Annotated in this window: 17 protein-coding genes; 12 read left to right on the forward strand and 5 right to left on the reverse strand. The window is 71.8% G+C overall.

The window, feature by feature from the left end; all coding sequences use genetic code 11:
- Window positions 1–188 precede the first annotated feature (188 nt).
- The 3 genes from purF to ABZ810_RS01265 are packed head-to-tail and all read left to right on the forward strand — an operon-like array spanning window position 189 to window position 3,474.
- Window positions 189–1,643 carry an amidophosphoribosyltransferase gene (gene purF / locus ABZ810_RS01255; protein ID WP_358397665.1) on the forward strand — a complete coding sequence of 485 codons (1,455 nt, stop codon included), beginning with the start codon at window positions 189–191 and terminating at the stop codon, window positions 1,641–1,643.
- A gap of 52 nt (window positions 1,644–1,695) precedes the next feature.
- Window positions 1,696–2,721, forward strand: coding sequence for a phosphoribosylformylglycinamidine cyclo-ligase (gene purM / locus ABZ810_RS01260; protein WP_358397667.1), 1,026 nt, complete (start codon window positions 1,696–1,698; stop codon window positions 2,719–2,721).
- Window positions 2,722–2,754: 33 nt separating this feature from the next.
- On the forward strand, window positions 2,755–3,474 hold the full coding sequence (locus tag ABZ810_RS01265; RefSeq protein WP_358397670.1) for an ElyC/SanA/YdcF family protein: 720 nt from the start codon (window positions 2,755–2,757) through the stop codon (window positions 3,472–3,474).
- Between the two features lie 102 nt (window positions 3,475–3,576).
- On the opposite strand, the gene ABZ810_RS01270 is transcribed toward ABZ810_RS01265, so the two are convergent.
- Entirely contained in the window at window positions 3,577–3,792 is a 216-nt protein-coding gene (locus ABZ810_RS01270) for a DUF3073 domain-containing protein (RefSeq protein WP_358398933.1), read from the reverse strand.
- 300 nt (window positions 3,793–4,092) lie between these two features.
- Complete coding sequence (locus ABZ810_RS01275) at window positions 4,093–5,175, reverse strand: Glu/Leu/Phe/Val dehydrogenase dimerization domain-containing protein (protein WP_358397673.1); 1,083 nt, start codon at window positions 5,173–5,175, stop codon at window positions 4,093–4,095.
- A gap of 136 nt (window positions 5,176–5,311) precedes the next feature.
- On the opposite strand from ABZ810_RS01275, the gene ABZ810_RS01280 reads away from it, so the two are divergent.
- Entirely contained in the window at window positions 5,312–6,229 is a 918-nt protein-coding gene (locus ABZ810_RS01280) for a hypothetical protein (RefSeq protein WP_358397676.1), read from the forward strand.
- Window positions 6,230–6,467: 238 nt separating this feature from the next.
- Window positions 6,468–6,671, forward strand: a complete 204-nt coding sequence (bldC, locus tag ABZ810_RS01285) for a developmental transcriptional regulator BldC (RefSeq protein WP_012850682.1) — start codon at window positions 6,468–6,470, stop codon at window positions 6,669–6,671.
- 234 nt (window positions 6,672–6,905) lie between these two features.
- Here bldC and ABZ810_RS01290 read toward each other — a convergent pair whose 3' ends face one another.
- On the reverse strand, window positions 6,906–7,616 hold the full coding sequence (locus ABZ810_RS01290; protein ID WP_358397682.1) for a TetR/AcrR family transcriptional regulator: 711 nt from the start codon (window positions 7,614–7,616) through the stop codon (window positions 6,906–6,908).
- Window positions 7,617–7,883: 267 nt separating this feature from the next.
- Between ABZ810_RS01290 and ABZ810_RS01295 the strand changes: the two genes are divergently transcribed.
- From ABZ810_RS01295 to ABZ810_RS01315, 5 genes are all read left to right on the forward strand, one after another.
- The gene (locus tag ABZ810_RS01295) at window positions 7,884–8,900 is read left to right on the forward strand and encodes a LacI family DNA-binding transcriptional regulator (RefSeq protein WP_358397684.1); all 1,017 of its coding nucleotides are present in this window, start codon (window positions 7,884–7,886) and stop codon (window positions 8,898–8,900) included.
- A 469-nt stretch (window positions 8,901–9,369) separates the two neighbouring features.
- Window positions 9,370–9,606: a hypothetical protein gene (locus ABZ810_RS01300; protein ID WP_358397686.1), complete on the forward strand. Its 237-nt coding sequence runs from the start codon at window positions 9,370–9,372 to the stop codon at window positions 9,604–9,606.
- Between the two features lie 273 nt (window positions 9,607–9,879).
- A complete protein-coding gene (locus ABZ810_RS01305; RefSeq protein ID WP_358397689.1) occupies window positions 9,880–10,578 on the forward strand; it encodes an N-acetylmuramoyl-L-alanine amidase in 699 nt (232 codons plus the stop codon).
- A 17-nt stretch (window positions 10,579–10,595) separates the two neighbouring features.
- Window positions 10,596–12,038, forward strand: a complete 1,443-nt coding sequence (locus ABZ810_RS01310) for a methyltransferase (protein ID WP_358397691.1) — start codon at window positions 10,596–10,598, stop codon at window positions 12,036–12,038.
- Between the two features lie 212 nt (window positions 12,039–12,250).
- Entirely contained in the window at window positions 12,251–13,264 is a 1,014-nt protein-coding gene (locus ABZ810_RS01315) for a rod shape-determining protein (RefSeq protein WP_358397694.1), read from the forward strand.
- On the opposite strand, the gene ABZ810_RS01320 is transcribed toward ABZ810_RS01315, so the two are convergent.
- Window positions 13,239–14,477 carry a sodium:proton exchanger gene (locus ABZ810_RS01320; protein ID WP_358397696.1) on the reverse strand — a complete coding sequence of 413 codons (1,239 nt, stop codon included), beginning with the start codon at window positions 14,475–14,477 and terminating at the stop codon, window positions 13,239–13,241. The genes ABZ810_RS01315 and ABZ810_RS01320 overlap by 26 nt on opposite strands.
- A 179-nt stretch (window positions 14,478–14,656) precedes the next feature.
- Between ABZ810_RS01320 and ABZ810_RS01325 the strand changes: the two genes are divergently transcribed.
- Complete coding sequence (locus ABZ810_RS01325; protein WP_358397698.1) at window positions 14,657–15,286, forward strand: response regulator transcription factor; 630 nt, start codon at window positions 14,657–14,659, stop codon at window positions 15,284–15,286.
- Window positions 15,287–15,350: 64 nt separating this feature from the next.
- Here ABZ810_RS01325 and ABZ810_RS01330 read toward each other — a convergent pair whose 3' ends face one another.
- Window positions 15,351–16,442, reverse strand: a complete 1,092-nt coding sequence (locus ABZ810_RS01330; protein ID WP_358397700.1) for a quinone-dependent dihydroorotate dehydrogenase — start codon at window positions 16,440–16,442, stop codon at window positions 15,351–15,353.
- 222 nt (window positions 16,443–16,664) lie between these two features.
- Here ABZ810_RS01330 and ABZ810_RS01335 point away from each other — a divergent pair, with 222 nt between their 5' ends.
- Complete coding sequence (locus ABZ810_RS01335; protein ID WP_358397703.1) at window positions 16,665–16,916, forward strand: DUF6243 family protein; 252 nt, start codon at window positions 16,665–16,667, stop codon at window positions 16,914–16,916.
- The last annotated feature ends 109 nt before the right edge of the window (window positions 16,917–17,025 follow it).

Here is a 17,025-nt window from a genome sequence, read left to right on the forward strand (position 1 = left end):
CCGGTGTCCTCCCTCACACTCCCGCGCCGACCCTTCCGCCCGCCGTCCGGCGAAGTAAAGGTCGCCCAAAGCCGGGCCGGGATTCCGCCGGGAGCACGCCGCGCGGGCGGGGCGGTGGGGGCGGGTAAAGGGCGGTTCAGGAGATCCGCTGATCGGACCAGGTGAGGAGGGCATCTACACTGACGGATGTGCCTCTCCGTGACGGACGTCTGAGCCACGACATCGACCCCTCCGACCGCCCCCCGCAGGACGCCTGCGGGGTCTTCGGCGTCTGGGTGCCGCCGGGCGAAGCGAGCAGGGCCGAGGTGAGCAAGCTCGCCTACTACGGCCTCTACGCGCTTCAGCACCGCGGGCAGGAATCGGCCGGCATCGCGGTGAGCGACGGCTCCCGCATCGTCGTGTTCAAGGACATGGGCCTGGTCGCCCAGGTCTTCGACGAGTCGATCCTCAACACCCTGCGCGGCCACATCGCCGTGGGCCACTGCCGCTACTCGACCACCGGCTCGCCGACGTGGGAGAACGCCCAGCCCACGTTCAGGTCGACGGGCGCGGGCGGCCTGGCGCTCACGCACAACGGCAACCTGATCAACACGCCCGAGCTGGCGGCCAAGCTCCCGCCGGGGGTGCTCACGGCCACCAGCGACACCGAGGTCCTGACGGCGCTGCTGGCGACCCGCGAGGGCGGGCCGCTGTCGGCCGCGCGCGAGATCCTCCCGGTCACCCGCGGCGCCTACTCGCTGGTCTTCATGAACGAGAGCACGCTCTACGCGGCGCGCGACCCCGAGGGGATCCGCCCGCTGGTGCTCGGCAAGCTCGGCGAACGCGGCTGGGTGGTCGCCTCGGAGAGCGCCGGGCTCGACATCGTCGGCGCCGTCCTCGTCCGGGAGATCGAGCCGGGCGAGCTGATCGCGATCGACGCCGACGGCGTGCGGTCCGAGCGGTTCGCCGAGCCCCGGCCCAAGGGCTGCCTGTTCGAGTACGTCTACCTGGCGCGGCCCGACACCGCGATCGCCGGGCGCAGCGTCCAGGCCACGCGGGTCGAGGTCGGGCGGCGGCTCGCCCGCGAGCACCCGGTCGAGGCCGACCTGGTCATCCCGACGCCCGAGTCGGGGACGCCGGCGGCCATCGGCTACGCCGAGTCCTCCGGCATCCCGTACGGGCAGGGCCTGGTCAAGAACTCCTACGTCGGCCGGACGTTCATCCAGCCGTCGCAGACCATCCGGCAGCTGGGCATCCGGCTCAAGCTCAACCCGCTGCGCGAGGCGATCGAGGGCAAGCGCCTGGTCGTCGTGGACGACTCGATCGTCCGCGGCAACACCCAGCGGGCCATCGTCGGCATGTTGCGGGACGCGGGCGCCGCAGCGGTGCACGTGCGGATCTCCAGCCCGCCGGTGGCGTGGCCCTGCTTCTACGGGATCGACTTCGCCAGCCGGGCCGAGCTGATCGCCGGCAACCTCTCGGTGGAGGAGATCCGCGACTCGATCGGCGCCGACTCGCTGGGCTACATCTCGCTGGACGAGCTGATCGCCGCCTCCCAGATCGCCAAGGACCGGCTGTGCCGCGCCTGCTTCGACGGGGTCTACCCGATCCCGGTCGAGGAGGACTCCCGGGGCAAGCACCTGCTGGAAGGCGTCGCGAAGTGACCGGGCCCGGCGAGCACGTCACCCCGGGCACGGGGCCGACCGAGGAGACCGCATGACCTCGTACGAGGCCGCGGGCGTCGACATCGCCGCCGGCGAGCGCGCCGTCGAGCTGATGAAGTCGCGGGTGGCGCGGTCCCGGCGCCCCGAGGTCGTCGACGACGTGAGCGGGTTCGCCGGGCTCTTCGACGCCTCGGCGTTCCTCAAGTACCGGCGGCCCCTGCTTGCGACGTCCACCGACGGCGTGGGCACCAAGGTCGACCTGGCCCGGCGCCTGGGGATCTACGACACCGTCGGGCACGACCTCGTCGGCATGGTCATCGACGACCTGGCCGTGTGCGGCGCCGAGCCGCTCTTCATGACCGACTACATCGCGTGCGGCAAGGTCGTCCCCGAACGCGTCGCCGACATCGTGGGCGGCATCGCCGACGCGTGCGCGCTGGCCGGCTGCGCCCTGATCGGGGGCGAGACCGCCGAGCACCCCGGGCTGCTGGAGCCCGACGAGTTCGACATCGCCGGCGCCGGGACGGGCGTCGTCGAGGCCGACGAGATCCTCGGCCCCGACCGGGTGCGTCCTGGCGACGTGGTGATCGGCATGGCGTCCTCGGGCGTGCACTCCAACGGCTACTCGCTCGTCCGGCACATCCTGGCCACGACCGACCTCACGCTGGAGACCCAGCTCGCCGACCTGAAGCGCCCGCTGGGCGAGGAGCTGCTCACCCCCACCCGCATCTACGCCAAGGACTGCCTCGCCCTGCGGGACGCGGGCGGCGTCCGTGCGTTCGCCCACATCACCGGCGGCGGCCTGGCGGCCAACCTGGCGCGCTCGTTGCCGCCCACCGCGGACGCGCTGTTGCAGCGGTCGTCCTGGGACGTCCCGCAGCTCTTCAAGGCGCTGGCGGCGTACGGGCGGGTGCCGCAGGCCGAGATGGACAGGACGTTCAACCTCGGCGTGGGCATGGCCGCCATCGTGGCCCCGGAGGCCGCCGACGCCGCGGTCCGCCTGCTGTGCGAGCGCGACGTCCCCGCCTGGATCCTGGGCGAGATCATCGAGGGTGCCGGGCAGGCGAACCTCGCATAAGACTCACGCGTCACAGTAATCGTGATCGCGATCGTGACTCGAACGTTAAGCAGTTGGCGGAGCGGGCTGTCGGGGCTGGGCGGCTCGTGGCGGCGCAGGCTGCGAAGGCTGGCGCCGGCGCTGACGGGGCTGGTGTGCCTGGGCGGATACCTGCTGGTGGCGCCGCTGGGCGGGGCGTACGCCAACACCGCCCCCTACCGGTCCGGCCCGGCGGACGTGCCGGCCACGCCGGTGGCCCTGGTGCTGGGCGCCGGGATCTGGAGCGACAACTCCCCGTCCACCCTGCTGGCCCGCCGCCTGGACCTCGCCGCCGACCTCTACCGGCGCGGCAAGGTGAAGGTGCTGCTGGTCTCGGGGGACAACCGCATCAAGGGGTACGACGAGCCCACCGCGATGCGCGACTACCTCGTGGCGCACGGCGTCCCGGCACGCAAGATCGTCCGCGACTTCGCCGGGCTCGACACCTGGGACTCCTGCGCCCGTGCCAAGCGGGTCTTCCAGGTCGACCGGCTGACGGTCGTCACCCAGAAGTTCCACCTGCCCCGGGCCGTCGCGCTCTGCCGCGCGGCGGGCCTGGACGCGTACGGCGTCGGCGACGACAGCATGGGCGTCAGGATCGGGGTCACGGTCAAGGGCTATGTCCGCGAGCCGGTGGCGATGCTCAAGGCCATGACGGATGTCGTGGTTAAGCCCGACCCGACTCACCTGGGCCCGGTGGAGCCCAGCGTGCGCCGGGCCCTCGCCGGACCGTGATCGGACCGCGCCGTTGAGACGGTCGTGCCCCGGGACGGTCGGTGACCCTCAGACAAGAGAAGGCCCGCAGACGAGGTCTGCGGGCGTCATTCTCCTCGAGCGTCAGCCGGACGTTCCGTCTTTTCGGTCGTCCTCGGAGGAGCCGTACTCCTCGGCGTAGTCGGCGTACTTGTCGGCGAGCTCGTCGTACGGGTCTGTCTCCGTCGAGTCGGGGACACCCAGCTCACTCTTCAGGCGGTCGAGGTCCGTGCCGCCGCTGTTGTATTTGAGCTGGCGGGCAACCTTCACCTGCTTGGCCTTGGCTCGGCCGCGACCCATTGGCTCGACCCCCTCGATGGTCAGGGCTTTCGTGGGCCCATCAACGCGCGCGTCGTCCACACGAACCGGTGCCTGATGAGCCATGGTTCAGTCACGGATACAACCGTACCCGTTTTGCGCCCGGCTCGGTACATCGTCAGTACGGTGATGGCGCGTTCGTTGCGGAGAACCCCAGTGTATCGGGTGATTGTGAGTTCACCGACCTGGGGCGACACGCGCCGGGCGGCCCGATTCCGGACGTACGGCCGAGGGCCGCCGGGCAGGGGTTCCGAGCCCGGCGGCCCTCGACGGGAGAAGGCCTCAGAGCCAGATGCTCCGGAGCCGGCCCACTTCGGACATGCGCTGCTCGGCGAGGCGGTCGGCGGCCACGGCGGGCGGGACGCCCTCGTCGTCCGCCAGCGCGAAGATCTTCAGGGTGGTGTCGAAGATCTTGGTGGCCCGGGCCTTGGCGCGCTCGAAGTCGAATCCCTCGATCTCGTCCGCGACCTGGATCACTCCGCCGGAGTTGACCACGTAGTCGGGGGCGTAGAGCACGCCGCGGTCGGCCAGCTGCTTCTCGATGCCGGGGTGGGCCAGCTGGTTGTTGGCCGCGCCACAGACGATCTTGGAGGTCAGGGCGGGGACGGTGTCGTCGTCGAGGGAGCCGCCCAGCGCGCAGGGCGCGTAGACGTCCAGCTCGGTGCGGATCAGCGCGGCGTTGTCGGCGACGACCTCCACGCCCGGGTGCCGTTCGGCGACACGTTCGACGGCGGCCTCGCTGACGTCGCAGATCACGACCTCCGCGCCGTCCTCGCGCAGCAGCTCGACCAGCCGGTGGCCCACCTTGCCGACGCCCTCGACGCCGACCCGGCGGCCGCGCAGCGAGGGGCCGCCCCAGACGTGCTCGGCGGCGGCGCGCATGCCCTGGTAGACGCCGAACGACGTCAGGATGGACGAGTCGCCGGCACCGCCGTGGGCGACCGTCCGGCCGGTCACGAAGCGGCACTCGCGGGCGACGACGTCCATGTCCTCGCTGAACGTGCCGACGTCGCAGGCGGTGTAGTAGCGGCCGTTGAGGGACTGGACGAAGCGCCCGTACGCGCGCAGCAGCGCCTCGGACTTGTCGGTGGCCGGATCACCGATGATCACGGCCTTGCCGCCGCCCAGGTCCAGCCCGGCGAGGGCGTTCTTGTACGCCATGCCGCGGGACAGGTTCAGGACGTCGGTGAGCGCCTCTTCCTCGGACCCGTAGGGGTAGAAACGGGTGCCGCCCAGCCCGGGGCCGAGCGCGGTCGAGTAGAGCGCGATGATCGCTCGCAGGCCGCTCGCCTCGTCCTGGCAGAAGACGACCTGCTCGTGTCGGGGTTCTGTGCCCTTGTGGGGCGACCCGAAGACGTTAGGCACGGTAGTGCCCTCCTCTCAGTCTTAAGGATCAGACTAGAACCGGTCTGGGCGGCACGGGCGGGTCTGCAGGTAACACGGGGATCTCGGTGGGGTCGTCACCACGTTGTCCCGGCCTGTCCCATGTCACGATGCGGTGGTGCTTCCGTACGCGGCGTACCTGCGGGTCTACGAACCGGTGACCGCCTTTCCGGAACCGGCACGCACCCTGTGGACGGCCTACGCCGACTCCCGGCGGCGCCCCCGGCGGATCCACGCGCTCGGCGCCGAGCAGCGGGAGGCCACGAGGCGGCTCGCGGAGTCGCCGCCGCGGCCGGTGCCCGAGCACGAGAGCCGGGACGCCTACGTCCGGCGCTCCGCGGACATGATCTACGTGTGCCCGTGGGAGACGCGGCTGCGGTCGTGGCTGGCGTTCGACCGGTTCCAGGCCACGCTGCCGGCCGGCGTGGCGGACGCGTTCATGCCGGCGTCGGTCGCCGACCGGGTCGAGGACGACTTCGGGCGCTGGAAGGCCACCGGGCGCACGTTGCGGCCGCACATCCTGTCGAGCACCTGGCACGTGCCGCTGGCGTGGTTCGTGGCGTTCGGCCCGGCGGAGCGATGCCTGCTGCTGGGCCGGCCGGCGACGGCGGAACGTAAATCCACCCCCTGTATCGGGGAAAACCCAGGTCGGGTGCCTGCGACGGCGGCGGTGACGCGTACCCTCATCTACGTCACGGCGATGGCCGAGGCGCGGCGCAGGGTCGCCGCGGCCCTCCGCGTCGTCCGCGACAACCTCGGCGAGGGCACCGGTGAGACGACCGTGCTCTCGGCCGGGCGGGTGGAGTCGCTCGGGCTCTGGCTCGGCGAGTTCCATCCCCGGGCGCTGGTCGAGCTCGACTACGGCGGGCTGGTTCATCTGCTGGACGACCGGACGCTGCGGGCCGACGAGTCGGTGAAAGAGGTCGGCGTCGCCCTGGCCGCGATGGAACGCGGTGAAGCCGAGCTCGCGGTCGCGATGTACAAGCGTCTCCTCGCCCGCTGGCGGCCCGTACGGGCCCTTGAATCGGCGAACTGAACAAATTTCCCGAATCCGCGCGCGATACGACTATACGTGTCGCTAGAATCACGCAGCGTGACCCAGTCACCACTGAACACGCAACTACGCTCAGGGACTTGCTTGTTGCGTTGAGTGGTGGCAAGGTTACACGTTGTGATGTCATAGTGGCTCTTTCGGGCCATAGGGGACATCAGTGACCGCGCGAGGATCAATCGCAGGATCGCTGTCATCGGTCCACGGAGGAGAGGCCGCACAAATGTCAGCACGTACGCCAGAGGCTGAGCCCCTGCTGACGCCGGCAGAGGTGGCGACGATGTTCCGCGTCGACCCCAAGACCGTCACGCGGTGGGCGAAGGCCGGAAAGCTCACGTCCATCCGCACCCTGGGGGGTCACCGGCGCTACCGCGAGGCTGAGGTCCGTGCGCTGCTGGCGGGTATCCCGCAGCAGCGCTCGGAGTAGCAGACTCCGGCCGGCGGGCAGGTAAGGGAGCTCGCCGGACGCACATAGCGAAATATAGGGGGGCGACCAGGAGGCCGCTGAACAACCTCGCACCCGGCAGTGGGTGGAAGTCCTGTTCAGAGGTCCCCTGGACGAAGGTCCAGGGCTGTGATCATCCGAGAATCACCGCCCTGGGCCGAGCACCGTGCAACGGATGTCCCGCTCGCGAACCGGCGAGCGGGACATTGTGCTCTTTCAGGCCTCGGGAGGCAGCTCCTCCTGGGCCAGCCGGTCGAACAGCGCCGCGATGGCGGGCTCGTGCTGGCCCGCCACGTGCAGCAGCACGACCAGGTGATCCACCAGCAGGCGTTCCAGCTCCTCGCGGGTGACGTCGCGATTCTCCAGCCAGTCCAGACCGGCCGTCTCGACCGACGCCATCCACGAGCGCAACGTGATGCGCAGCACCGGCGTCGGCGTCTCGACGTCCATCGCGTGCAGGATCCGGCCCAGCAGCAGCTGCCGGATGCCGTCGACGATCTCGCCGACCTCGCCCGAACGGTCCGCGGGCCCGCCCCTCAGCAGCGCCGTGAACCCGGGCGCGTGGCTCTCCACGAAGTCGAAGTAACGCTCGAGCGAGATCCTCAGGCGTTCGATCGGCGAACCCTCGGTGGGCGGTTCGAGCAGGACCGACAGCTGCTTGGCCGCGCTGCCCAGCGCCGCGATGTAGAGCTCGTACTTCCCGCCGAAGTAGTGATAGACGAGCGCGCGAGAGGCACCGGCCGCCGCCGCCACGTCATCGATCGACACGTCCTCGGGTGACCTGGTGCTGAACAGCTCCAGCGCGGCCTCGATCAGTTCGTCCCGGCGCTCGTCGACGCTCAGCCGGCGCCGGCCGCGCTGGCCTCGCCCGCCGGGTCCCGCCGGGGCGCTCCGCGCCTTGCCGCCTGCCACTGCACGATCTCCCACGTGGGCAGCGTATCCGAGCCCGCGCGCCGGATCGGCGCGGGCGGTGTCCCGGGAGCGGCGTTTTATGCCGTGATCGACCCTGTGATCCAGGACACCACAGGCCCGAACTGGCATTGGCGGCTGCCCGTTACTCACTGTTGCGACGATATGGGGTGAAGGCGAGGCATCATGGCATCTCCCCCCGAGTGGGGAAGGCGTTCCATCCCGTACCAGACGGTTTCGGAACGCCCTGGCGGCAAGTCCCGAAGGCCCCTCGGACGGAGTGCCATGTCAGCTGGTGACGTAAGGCCCCCCAAGCCCACGATCCGCAATGTCGCCGAACGTGCGGGGGTGTCCAAATCCCTGGTCTCGCTCGTCATGCGCGGGTCGCCGCACGTCAGCGAACGCCGCCGGCAGGCGGTGCTCCAGGCGGCTCGCGAGCTGGGCTACCGCCCCAACGCGGTGGCGCGCAGCCTCGTCGAGGGCCGCACCAGACTCATCGGCGCGATCGTCGCCGACCTGCACAACCCCTTCTTCGCCGAGTTCCTGGACGGCCTCCAGGAGAGCCTGCACGGCGAGGGCCTCCGCATGCTGGTCGGCAGCGGCCGCTGGGACCCCCTCTTCGAGGCCGAGGCGGTCGAGGCCTTCCTGGAGATGCGCGTGGACGGCCTCGTCCTCCTGAGCGTCGTCCCCGACTCCCTCAAGGAGGCGGCGGCCAGCGTCCCGGTGGTCGTGGTCGGCGAACGCGACGTCTCCGGCGTCGACATCGTGGTGGACGACGACGAGCTCGGCGCCAGCCTGGCCGTCGACCACCTGGTCGAGCTGGGCCACCGCCGCATCGCCCACATCGAGGGCGCACCCTCCACCACCGCCCGCTACCGCCGCGCCGGCTACGAGAAGGCCATGGAACGCCACGGCCTGGCCGACGAGGTCGTCTGCGAGCCCGGCGACTTCACCGAGGAGGGCGGCTACCGCGCCGCCCGCGCCCTCCTCAACCGCGGCCGCCGTCCCACCGCGATCTTCGCGCCCAACGACCTGGTCGCCACCGGTGCCCTGTCCGCCGCAGACGAGCTGGAGCTCTCCGTTCCCGAGAGCCTGTCGATCGTCGGCTACGACAACACCCACCTGGCCGCGATCCGCCACATCTCCCTGACCAGCGTCGACCAGCCCCGCCGCGACATGGGCCGGGTGGCCGCCGAGCTCCTCACCGCGCGCATCGACGACCCCGCCCGCGCCGCCCGCCAGAACCTGGTCGTCCCCCACCTGGTCGTCCGCTCCACCACCGGCCCGGCCCCCAAGCCCTGACCCGCGCCCCGCCGCGCCTCCGCCGCGTCCCCCCGCCACTCGAGTCAGGCACGTCGCACCGAGCCTCCCGGTGCGCCCCACGCTTCCAGCGCGCCTCCACGCCTCCGCACGCGCGTCTCCGCACGCGCGCCCGCAGTCCCACGCCTCCCGCGCTCGCGCCCGCCTCCTGCGCGTCTTTGCGTCCTGCCGCTCCGCGCGGCGGTCGGTGGGGCTCGCGGTGGTGGTTGGTCGATCTCCGGGTCGAGACGAGGTCGATCAATGCCCTGGAGAGGTGGGGCTCGGGTAAGGGGCTGGCCAAGCCTGCCGCAATTGGCGGGCCCCGGGGCGTGCGCGGGGCGTTAATGGTTCCACCGTTCGGCGGGTCGGGGGAACCGCATGATCGGGCCGGTCTCGGGGGAGACGGCCCGGCTGGGGACTCCGCCGAGTGGACACGGAGAAGGATCATGTTCACCCAGGGGGGTTTCATTCCGTGCGTGATCCGGAATTGGTGTCGTGCGCACAGCGCGCGGCTAGTGAGTTGGAGCGTGCGTGGACCGAATGGCGTCACGCACGCGGACTGGCCGAACAGGTCTCGGAGTCCGTCGCCAGCTACGTGGCCCACTCGATCGATCATCCGTGGGGGCGACCCCGCGTGGTGCTGGGCCTCGACGCGGACGAGGCGCGCGCTCTCGCCGCGCTCCTCGGCAAGGAGGACCCGTTCCGCTGACCGTTTTCCAGGGGACGTAGCCGCGGCCGTGTGACCTCACAGGGGAGGGCACGGCCGCGGCTGCATTTTGGTGACATCGTTTGACGAACTCCAGCCGGTGTGCAGACTGGCAGGGTCGGTAACGAAGTCATCACAGGGGGACGGATCTTGCGATTCCACCGAAGCGGCACGACGGCCGTGGGCCTTGCCCTCTGCCTCGGCGGTCTCTCGGCTTGCGACGGGGATTCGTCCGGTAAGACGGCGGGTGGGGAGAACGCCCCGCCGCCCGTCGCGGTGTCCTCGTCGGCCGCCGCGGCGCCGCAGCGGGTCGAGGGGTCACTGCGGGGCAAGGTGATCCTGATCGATCCGGGGCACAACGGGGGCAACGCCAGGCATCCGGAGATCATCAACCGGCAGGTCGACATCGGCAACGGGCGCAAGGAGTGCGACACGACCGGGACCGCGACGAACGCCGGCTACTCCGAGGCCGCGTTCACGTGGGACGTGTCGGAGCGCCTGACCAAGCTGCTGCGGGCCAAGGGCGCCAAGGTGGTCCTCACGCGCACCGGCAACTCGGGCGTCGGGCCCTGCATCACCGAGCGTGCCGCGATCGGCAACAAGGCGAAGGCCGACGCGGCGATCTCGGTGCACGCGGACGGCGCGCCGTCGAGCGGGCACGGGTTCCACATCATCGAGCCGCTGCCGGTGAAGGGGCAGAACTCCACGATGGTGCCGGCCTCGCGGAAGCTCGGGCGGGCCATCCGGGACGCCTACAGGAGCGGCACCGGGATGCCGTACTCCAACTACATCGGCAAGAACGCCCTGGACGCGCGTGACGATCTGGGCGGGCTCAACCTCTCGACGGTGCCGAAGATCTTCGTGGAGACCGGCAACATGCGCCATCGGGGTGACGCCGCCAAGCTGTCCAGCGGGGCCTTCCGGCAGCGCATCGCCGAGTCGTTCGTGGCGGGGCTGACCACCTACTTCGGCTGATCGGGCAGGATGGGCGGGTGAATCCGTTCGATCGGGCCGGCTACACCGTCGCGGCGGTGCGGGAACTGCTCGGCCCGGTGGCCGGCGGGGCGCTGGCGCGCGACGAGATCGTCCCCGCGCTGCGGGCGACGGGCGGCGGGTCGCCGCTGGAGGCGCTGACCCGGCTGTTCTGGTTGCAGGTGCCCGTGGACGAGGCGGGCCTGCGCGACTGCGCCGATGATCTCGTCGCCAGGGGCCTGGCCGAACGTTCCGCCGGCGAGCTCCGGGCTTTGCTGCACGTCGAGCCGCTGGAGGCGGCCGGGCACGCCGGGTACGCGGTGTCCGATCTCAAGGCGCGGCCGGGGGCCGGGGTGACGCTGCGGCCCGACCATGTGGTGGGCGCGGGCGGCGCGTCGGCGAACCTGGCCCAGCTGGTCGTCCACCGGGACGTGGGCGACGCGCTCGACCTCGGCACCGGGTGCGGGGTGCAGGCGCTGCACCTGGCCGGACGGGCCCGCAGGATCACGGTGACGGACGTCAACCCGCGGGCGCTGCGCCTGGCGAGGATGAGCTTCGAGCTCTCGGGCCTCGAGGGCGTCGAGTCGCTCGAAGGGTCGCTGCTGGAGCCGGTGCGGGACCGGCGGTTCGATCTCATCGTCTCCAACCCGCCGTTCGTGATCGCGCCGCCCCGGGGCGGCCTGGTCTACCGGGAGTCGGGGCTGCACGGGGACGAGTTCTGCCGCCGGCTGGTGACCGGGGCGCCCGCGCGGCTCAACGAGGGCGGCACCTGCCAGCTGCTGGCGAACTGGCTGCACGTCGACGGCGTGCCGTGGGAGGACCGCGTCGGCGCCTGGATCCGCGAGGCGGGGTGTGACGCCTGGGTGGTGCAGCGCGACGTCCAGGATCCGGCCGAGTACGCCGAGTTGTGGCTGCGCGACTCGGTGGAGGCCGGCACGCCCGAGTACGCGGCGCGGTACGACGCGTGGCTGGCCTACTTCGAGCAGCAGCGGGTGACCGGGATCGGGTTCGGCTGGATCACCCTGCGGCGTGGTGACGCCCGGCCCGCGGTCCGGATCGAGGAGCTCCGGCATGCCGTCGACCAGCCCGTCGGGGCCTACGTCGACGAGATCCTGACCGGGGCCGTCCAGGCCGAGGACTTCTCGACGGCCTGCGCCAAGGACGGCGCGCCGGCCGGCCTCCGCGTCCGGGCCGCCGCCGGGCTCGTCCAGGAGCAGATCGGGCCGCCCGGAGCCGAGGACCCGGAGCGCATCCTGCTGCGGCAGTCGACGGGCCTGCGCCGGGCGGCCGGCGTCGGCACGGTCGAGGCGGGCCTGGCGGGAGTCTGCGACGGAACGTTGCCATTGGGCCCCCTGCTGGACGCGATCGCGCAGCTCACCGGGATGGATCCCGCCCAGGTGCGCGCGCACGCGGAGGCCGTCCTGCCCGAACTGATCGCGGACGGTTTCTTCGCGCTCGCCTGATCCGGCCGAAAGTCGGGATTCGACCGTGGGTGATCGTGGGAATCCTCCCCGTAGCGGTGACGATCGGTCGCCGCCGACGAATCAGGGGGGATCCATGGACGGCAGCTCCGGAGGCTGAGGCAGCTCCAACCCGTCACCGGGTGGTGGTCGCGACGTCCGGTCGAGGTCCGGCGGCCATCACCCGATCCCGTCTGCCCGAACGAGCGGGTGCGATGAGGCTTCTCTGCCGTGATACCGCGATCGACCTGGGCGGTCGCACCGTCCGCATGCATGTGCGCGGGCGTGGCGTCGTGGCCAGCGAACCGGCCGTCCTGGCCAGGTCCGTCGGCAACGACCGCGTCCTGGCGTTCGGGGTGCGCGCGCTGGAGCTCGCCGCGCGCCGCGGGGACGTCGCCCTCGTCCGTCCGATCAGCGACGGCGTGCCCGCCGAGGCCGTGGAGGCCGAGATCCTGCTGCGGCGCATGATCCACGCCCACCATCGGCTTCGCGTGATGGCCAAGCCGAGGATCGCGGTCGTGGTGCCGAGCTCCCTCACCCAGGTGCAGAGCCGGGCCGTGCGCGAGGTGGCGTTCCAGGCGGGGGCCAGGCGCGTCGACCTGGTGCCCAAGCCGTTCGCCGCCGCGGTCGGGGCCGGGGTCCTGCCGAGCCGGGCCGAGGGCCTCGCGCTTGTGGCCGACATCGGCGCGCGGCTGACCGACGTCGGCGTGACCGGCCGCGGCACCGTGGTGAGCGCGCGGGTGGTCCGCGTCGGCGGGATCCGGCTGGACGAGGCGATCGCGGCGTACGCGCTGCGCCGCTACGACGTCGCGCTCTCGCCCGCCGCCGCCGAGCGGGCCCGCCGTACGGTCGGCGTGGTGCCGCCCGGCGACGCGGGCCGCGCGACCCGCGTCCGGGTGCCCTGCCTGCGGCCCGAGGCGCGGCCGGGGCCGGGCCGGACGCAGGAGGTGCTGCTGACCTCCGGCGACGTCCGGCGGGCGGTCGCCGCTCCGCTGACGGCCGTGGTGGACACGATCGTCGACGTTCTCGCGACGTGCCCGCCCGACCTGGCCGGCGGCCTGCTCGCGTCCGGGCTCACGCTCACCGGCGGCGCCGCCAGGATGCCGGGCCTCGCCGAGTTCGTCGCGGCGGAGACCGGGATGCCGGTCCGGGTGGCGGCCGACCCGGTGTACGCCGCGGTGCGGGGCGCCGCGCGGCTGGCGTTCAGCCGCGGTGCGGCCGCGGGATGACGACCATGGCCATGGCCCGGCCGAGGTCGCGGTAGCGCGCGATCAGCACCGAGAAGCCGATCGCCAGGTAGACGCCCGACAACCACAACCTGGCCGTCTCGTCCGGCAGCACGAACTGCACCGCGAACAGGCAGAACAGCAGCGCCGCCTCCCACCGCCTGAAGTACAGGTCGATCAGGAACGCCAGGCCCAGGACGGTCTGGGCGGCGGTCAGCAGCACCTCTTCGGCCTGGCGGGAGTCGAGCGGGAGCGACCAGCCGCCGCCGCCCGCCTTGTACGCCAGCGGCAGGGTGCCGACCAGCAGCGTCCACTGGTTGACCTTGCTGGACAGCAGCGCCCCGATCGCGTCGTTGTCGCGCAGCCGCCAGGCGAAGACCACGGCCACGATCAGTTCCGGCGCCTCCGAGGCGAGCGGCGCCAGCCACTGCACGAGGAGGAACTCGTCGATGCCCAGGCTGGATCCGGCCTCGACCAGCGATTCGGCGAACGGCTCGGCCGAGACGAAGACGATCACGGCGCCCAGTGCGAAGCCGCCCCAGGTGGCCACCCGGCGCGGCACCGTGGGCAGCTCGGCCAGCACCGCCGGGACGCCGACCAGCTGCTCGACGTCGTCGCCGCCGATGCGGGCGATCCGCACGATGTAGGCGATGTAGATCGCGATGAGCACGATCGACATGTACCAGCCGATCTCGCCGACCAGCGCGGGGATGAAGGCGACGACCGCGGCGAGCGCCAGGAAGCCCAGCTCGATCCGGTGGTGCACGCTCAGGTGCACGTCGCGCCGGTCCGGCACCGGCTCGCCGCGCCTGGCCCGCTGCCGCACCCCGAGCGTGAACGCCAGCACCACCAGCGCCCAGCCGACGCCGACCAGCAGCCGGTTGGCACCGGTCATGTTGGCCGCGGCGTAGGCGGTGTACTCCGGCTTCGACCCGGCGCGGTAGGCGTAGTAGAGGTCGACCGCGTACTCGGGCAGGACGGCGATCAGAGCCAGCAGGGCCAGCGCGAGGGCGCCGGAGATGTCCCGGCGCGCCGTCTCGGCCGCCCACATCAGCAGCACGGCGGCGGCCAGCACCCCGGCCCCGAAGATGATCATGCCCGCGACCGGTGCCGGATGCGTGCCCGTCAGCCGCAGGACGACCGCGGGCAGGGCGAGGGCCAGCGTGACGGCGACCCGGGTGGCCAGGGTCCCGCGTGAGATCGACTGCTCGGGCATACCTGCACCGTGCCGCCGTCCGGGTCTGCCGACTCCATAATCGCCGTCGCCGGTGGGCAAAGAAACGCGGCGGCCTCCCGTTTCCGCACGGGCTTGCATGAATTTCGGAAAATTGGCCGGTTTGGCGAGGACTGGTAGAAGTTCCTTCGTTCGGCCGGAACTCCGGAACGGGGGAAAGCGTGATCGAAGTACTGATCGTCGACGGCGAGGAAGCCGCTCGCAGCGGGCTGGCCACCGCCCTGGAAGGGGATCCGGGGATCCAGGTGACCGGCGCGGCGCGGGACGCGCGGACCGCGAAATCCATGATGAGGGAGCTCTCGCCGGACATGATGCTGGTCGACGTCCGCCTGCCGGGGGCCGCCGATCTCCTCGGCCGGGGCCCGCGCGTGCTCGTCCTCACCTCGCCCGCCGCGGCGGGCCGCGTCTGCGGATCGTTGCGCCGGGGCGCCTCCGGATTCCTTTTCAAGGGTTCGCCGCCGGACGTTCTGAACGGGGCGATCCATTCCATTGTCGATGGCGGTGTCGTGCTGGCCCCGATGGCCGCGCGCGAACTCGCGGACGCCTATATCCGCCAGGCCGGCGGAATTCTGGACGAGGTCCATTCGGAACGGCTCCAGCGGCTGAACGACAAGGAGCGCGCCGTCCTGGACCTCCTCGCCGCGGGCAGGTCGAACGCCGAGATCGGCGGTGAGCTCTACATGAGCGAAGGCACCGTCAAGGGGTACGTCAGCGGCCTCATCTCGACGTTCAAGGCCAGCAACCGCGTCCAGGTGGCCGTGATCGGCTACCAGGCCCGGCTGGCCGGCTGACCGCCCGATCCGTCACGCGTGCCGGGCCGGGGGCTCACGGGGGCCACGCGTGACGGACCCGGCGTCAGGGGGAGGCGTCGGGGCCGGGGGCGAGGTCGCCGAGGGTGCGGTAGGCGCTGCCGCGGAGGCGGCGGGAGAGGTCCCGGTGGATCGTGCGGGGCCAGAACGGGCCGCCGTAGATCAGGCCGGTGTAGCCCTGGACGAGGGTGGCGCCGGCGCGGAGGCGTTCCCAGACGTCGTCGGCGGTCTCGATGCCGCCCACGGAGATGAGCACCAGCCGGTCGCCGGCGCGGGACCTGAGGCGGCGCAGAACCTCCAGTGACCGTTCCTTCAGCGGCGCTCCCGAGAGGCCGCCGGTCTCCTTGGTGAGGTCCGGGTCGCTGGCCAGGCCCTCGCGGCCGATGGTGGTGTTGGTCGCGATGATGCCGTCCAGGCCCAGCTCCAGGGCCAGGTCGGCGACCGCGTCGACGTCGGCGTCGGCCAGGTCGGGGGCGATCTTGACCAGGAGCGGGACCCGCCGGGCGGTGACCCGGTCGGCGGCCTCGCGCACCGCGGTCAGGAGGGGCCGCAGGTGCTCGACGGCCTGGAGGTCGCGCAGGCCCGGGGTGTTGGGGGAGCTCACGTTCACGACGAGGTAGTCGGCGAACGGGGCGAGGCGTTCGGTGCTGGTCACGTAGTCGGCGGCGGCCTCGGCCTCGGGCACCACCTTGGTCTTGCCGATGTTGACGCCCACGACCATGCCGGGGCGGCGCCGCCGGAGCCGGGCCGCGGCGGCGGCCGAGCCCTCGTTGTTGAAGCCCATCCGGTTGATCACGGCGCGGTCCGGCATCAGCCGCCAGGAACGGGGCTTGGGGTTGCCCGGCTGTGCCTGCCCGGTCACCGTGCCGATCTCGACGTGGCCGAAGCCGAACGCGCCCAGCGCCTCGTACGCCACCGCGTCCTTGTCGAAGCCCGCGGCCAGCCCCAGCGGCCCGGGGAACTCCAGGCCGAGGGCGTGCACCGTGAGCGCGGGATCACGCGGGGCCAGGAGCCGGCGCAGCAGCCGGGCCGCGCCGGGAACGGCCTGGATCGTGCGGAGACCGCGCATGGTCGAGTGGTGCGCCGTCTCGGCGTCCATGAAGCGGGCGATGACCTGGGTGAACAGCAGCTTGTACATCGCCGCCGATTCTCTCAATAAATGAGTTGAGCCCGTCCGCCGGGGTTTGTGAGCATGGTGAACATGCTGATCAATGCCTACGCCACCGCATGGTGGCCCACCCCGTTGCGCGTGGTTCGTGAGCGGGGCGCGGCCGTGTCCGGCCGTGCCGCGATCCGGTAGACGATCGCTCCCGCGCGGCTCGGACAAGGGTTCCCGTACACCTGTGAGACAGGAGCACCCATGTCCAAGAACCGCAATGGCCTGCTGGGCGTAGGCGGGCAGCGCAAGAAGGTCTCGCGCGAGACCTTGCGCGGCAAGCCGGGGTCGAGCCTCCCCGAAGGGACCGACCCGGTCGCCCAGAAGAAGGACCTGCTGCGCAGGTTCCAGGAGCGCACGCAGCAGAGCGACGCGCAGAACGCCGACAGCCCGGACAGCCCGAACGGCTCGGACAACCCGAACGGCTCGGACGGTTCCGAGAGCTCGGAGAGCTAGGCGACTCGGCGGCGAACGAGTGATCCACCCGACCGGGGCCGTACCCGTACGGCCCCGGTCTTTCGTTGCCCGGTCTCCTCACCGCCCGGTCGTTCGCCGCCCGGTCGTT

Source organism: Spirillospora sp. NPDC047279 (assembly GCF_040643285.1).
In the GTDB taxonomy this organism is placed as follows: Bacteria; Actinomycetota; Actinomycetes; order Streptosporangiales; family Streptosporangiaceae; genus Spirillospora.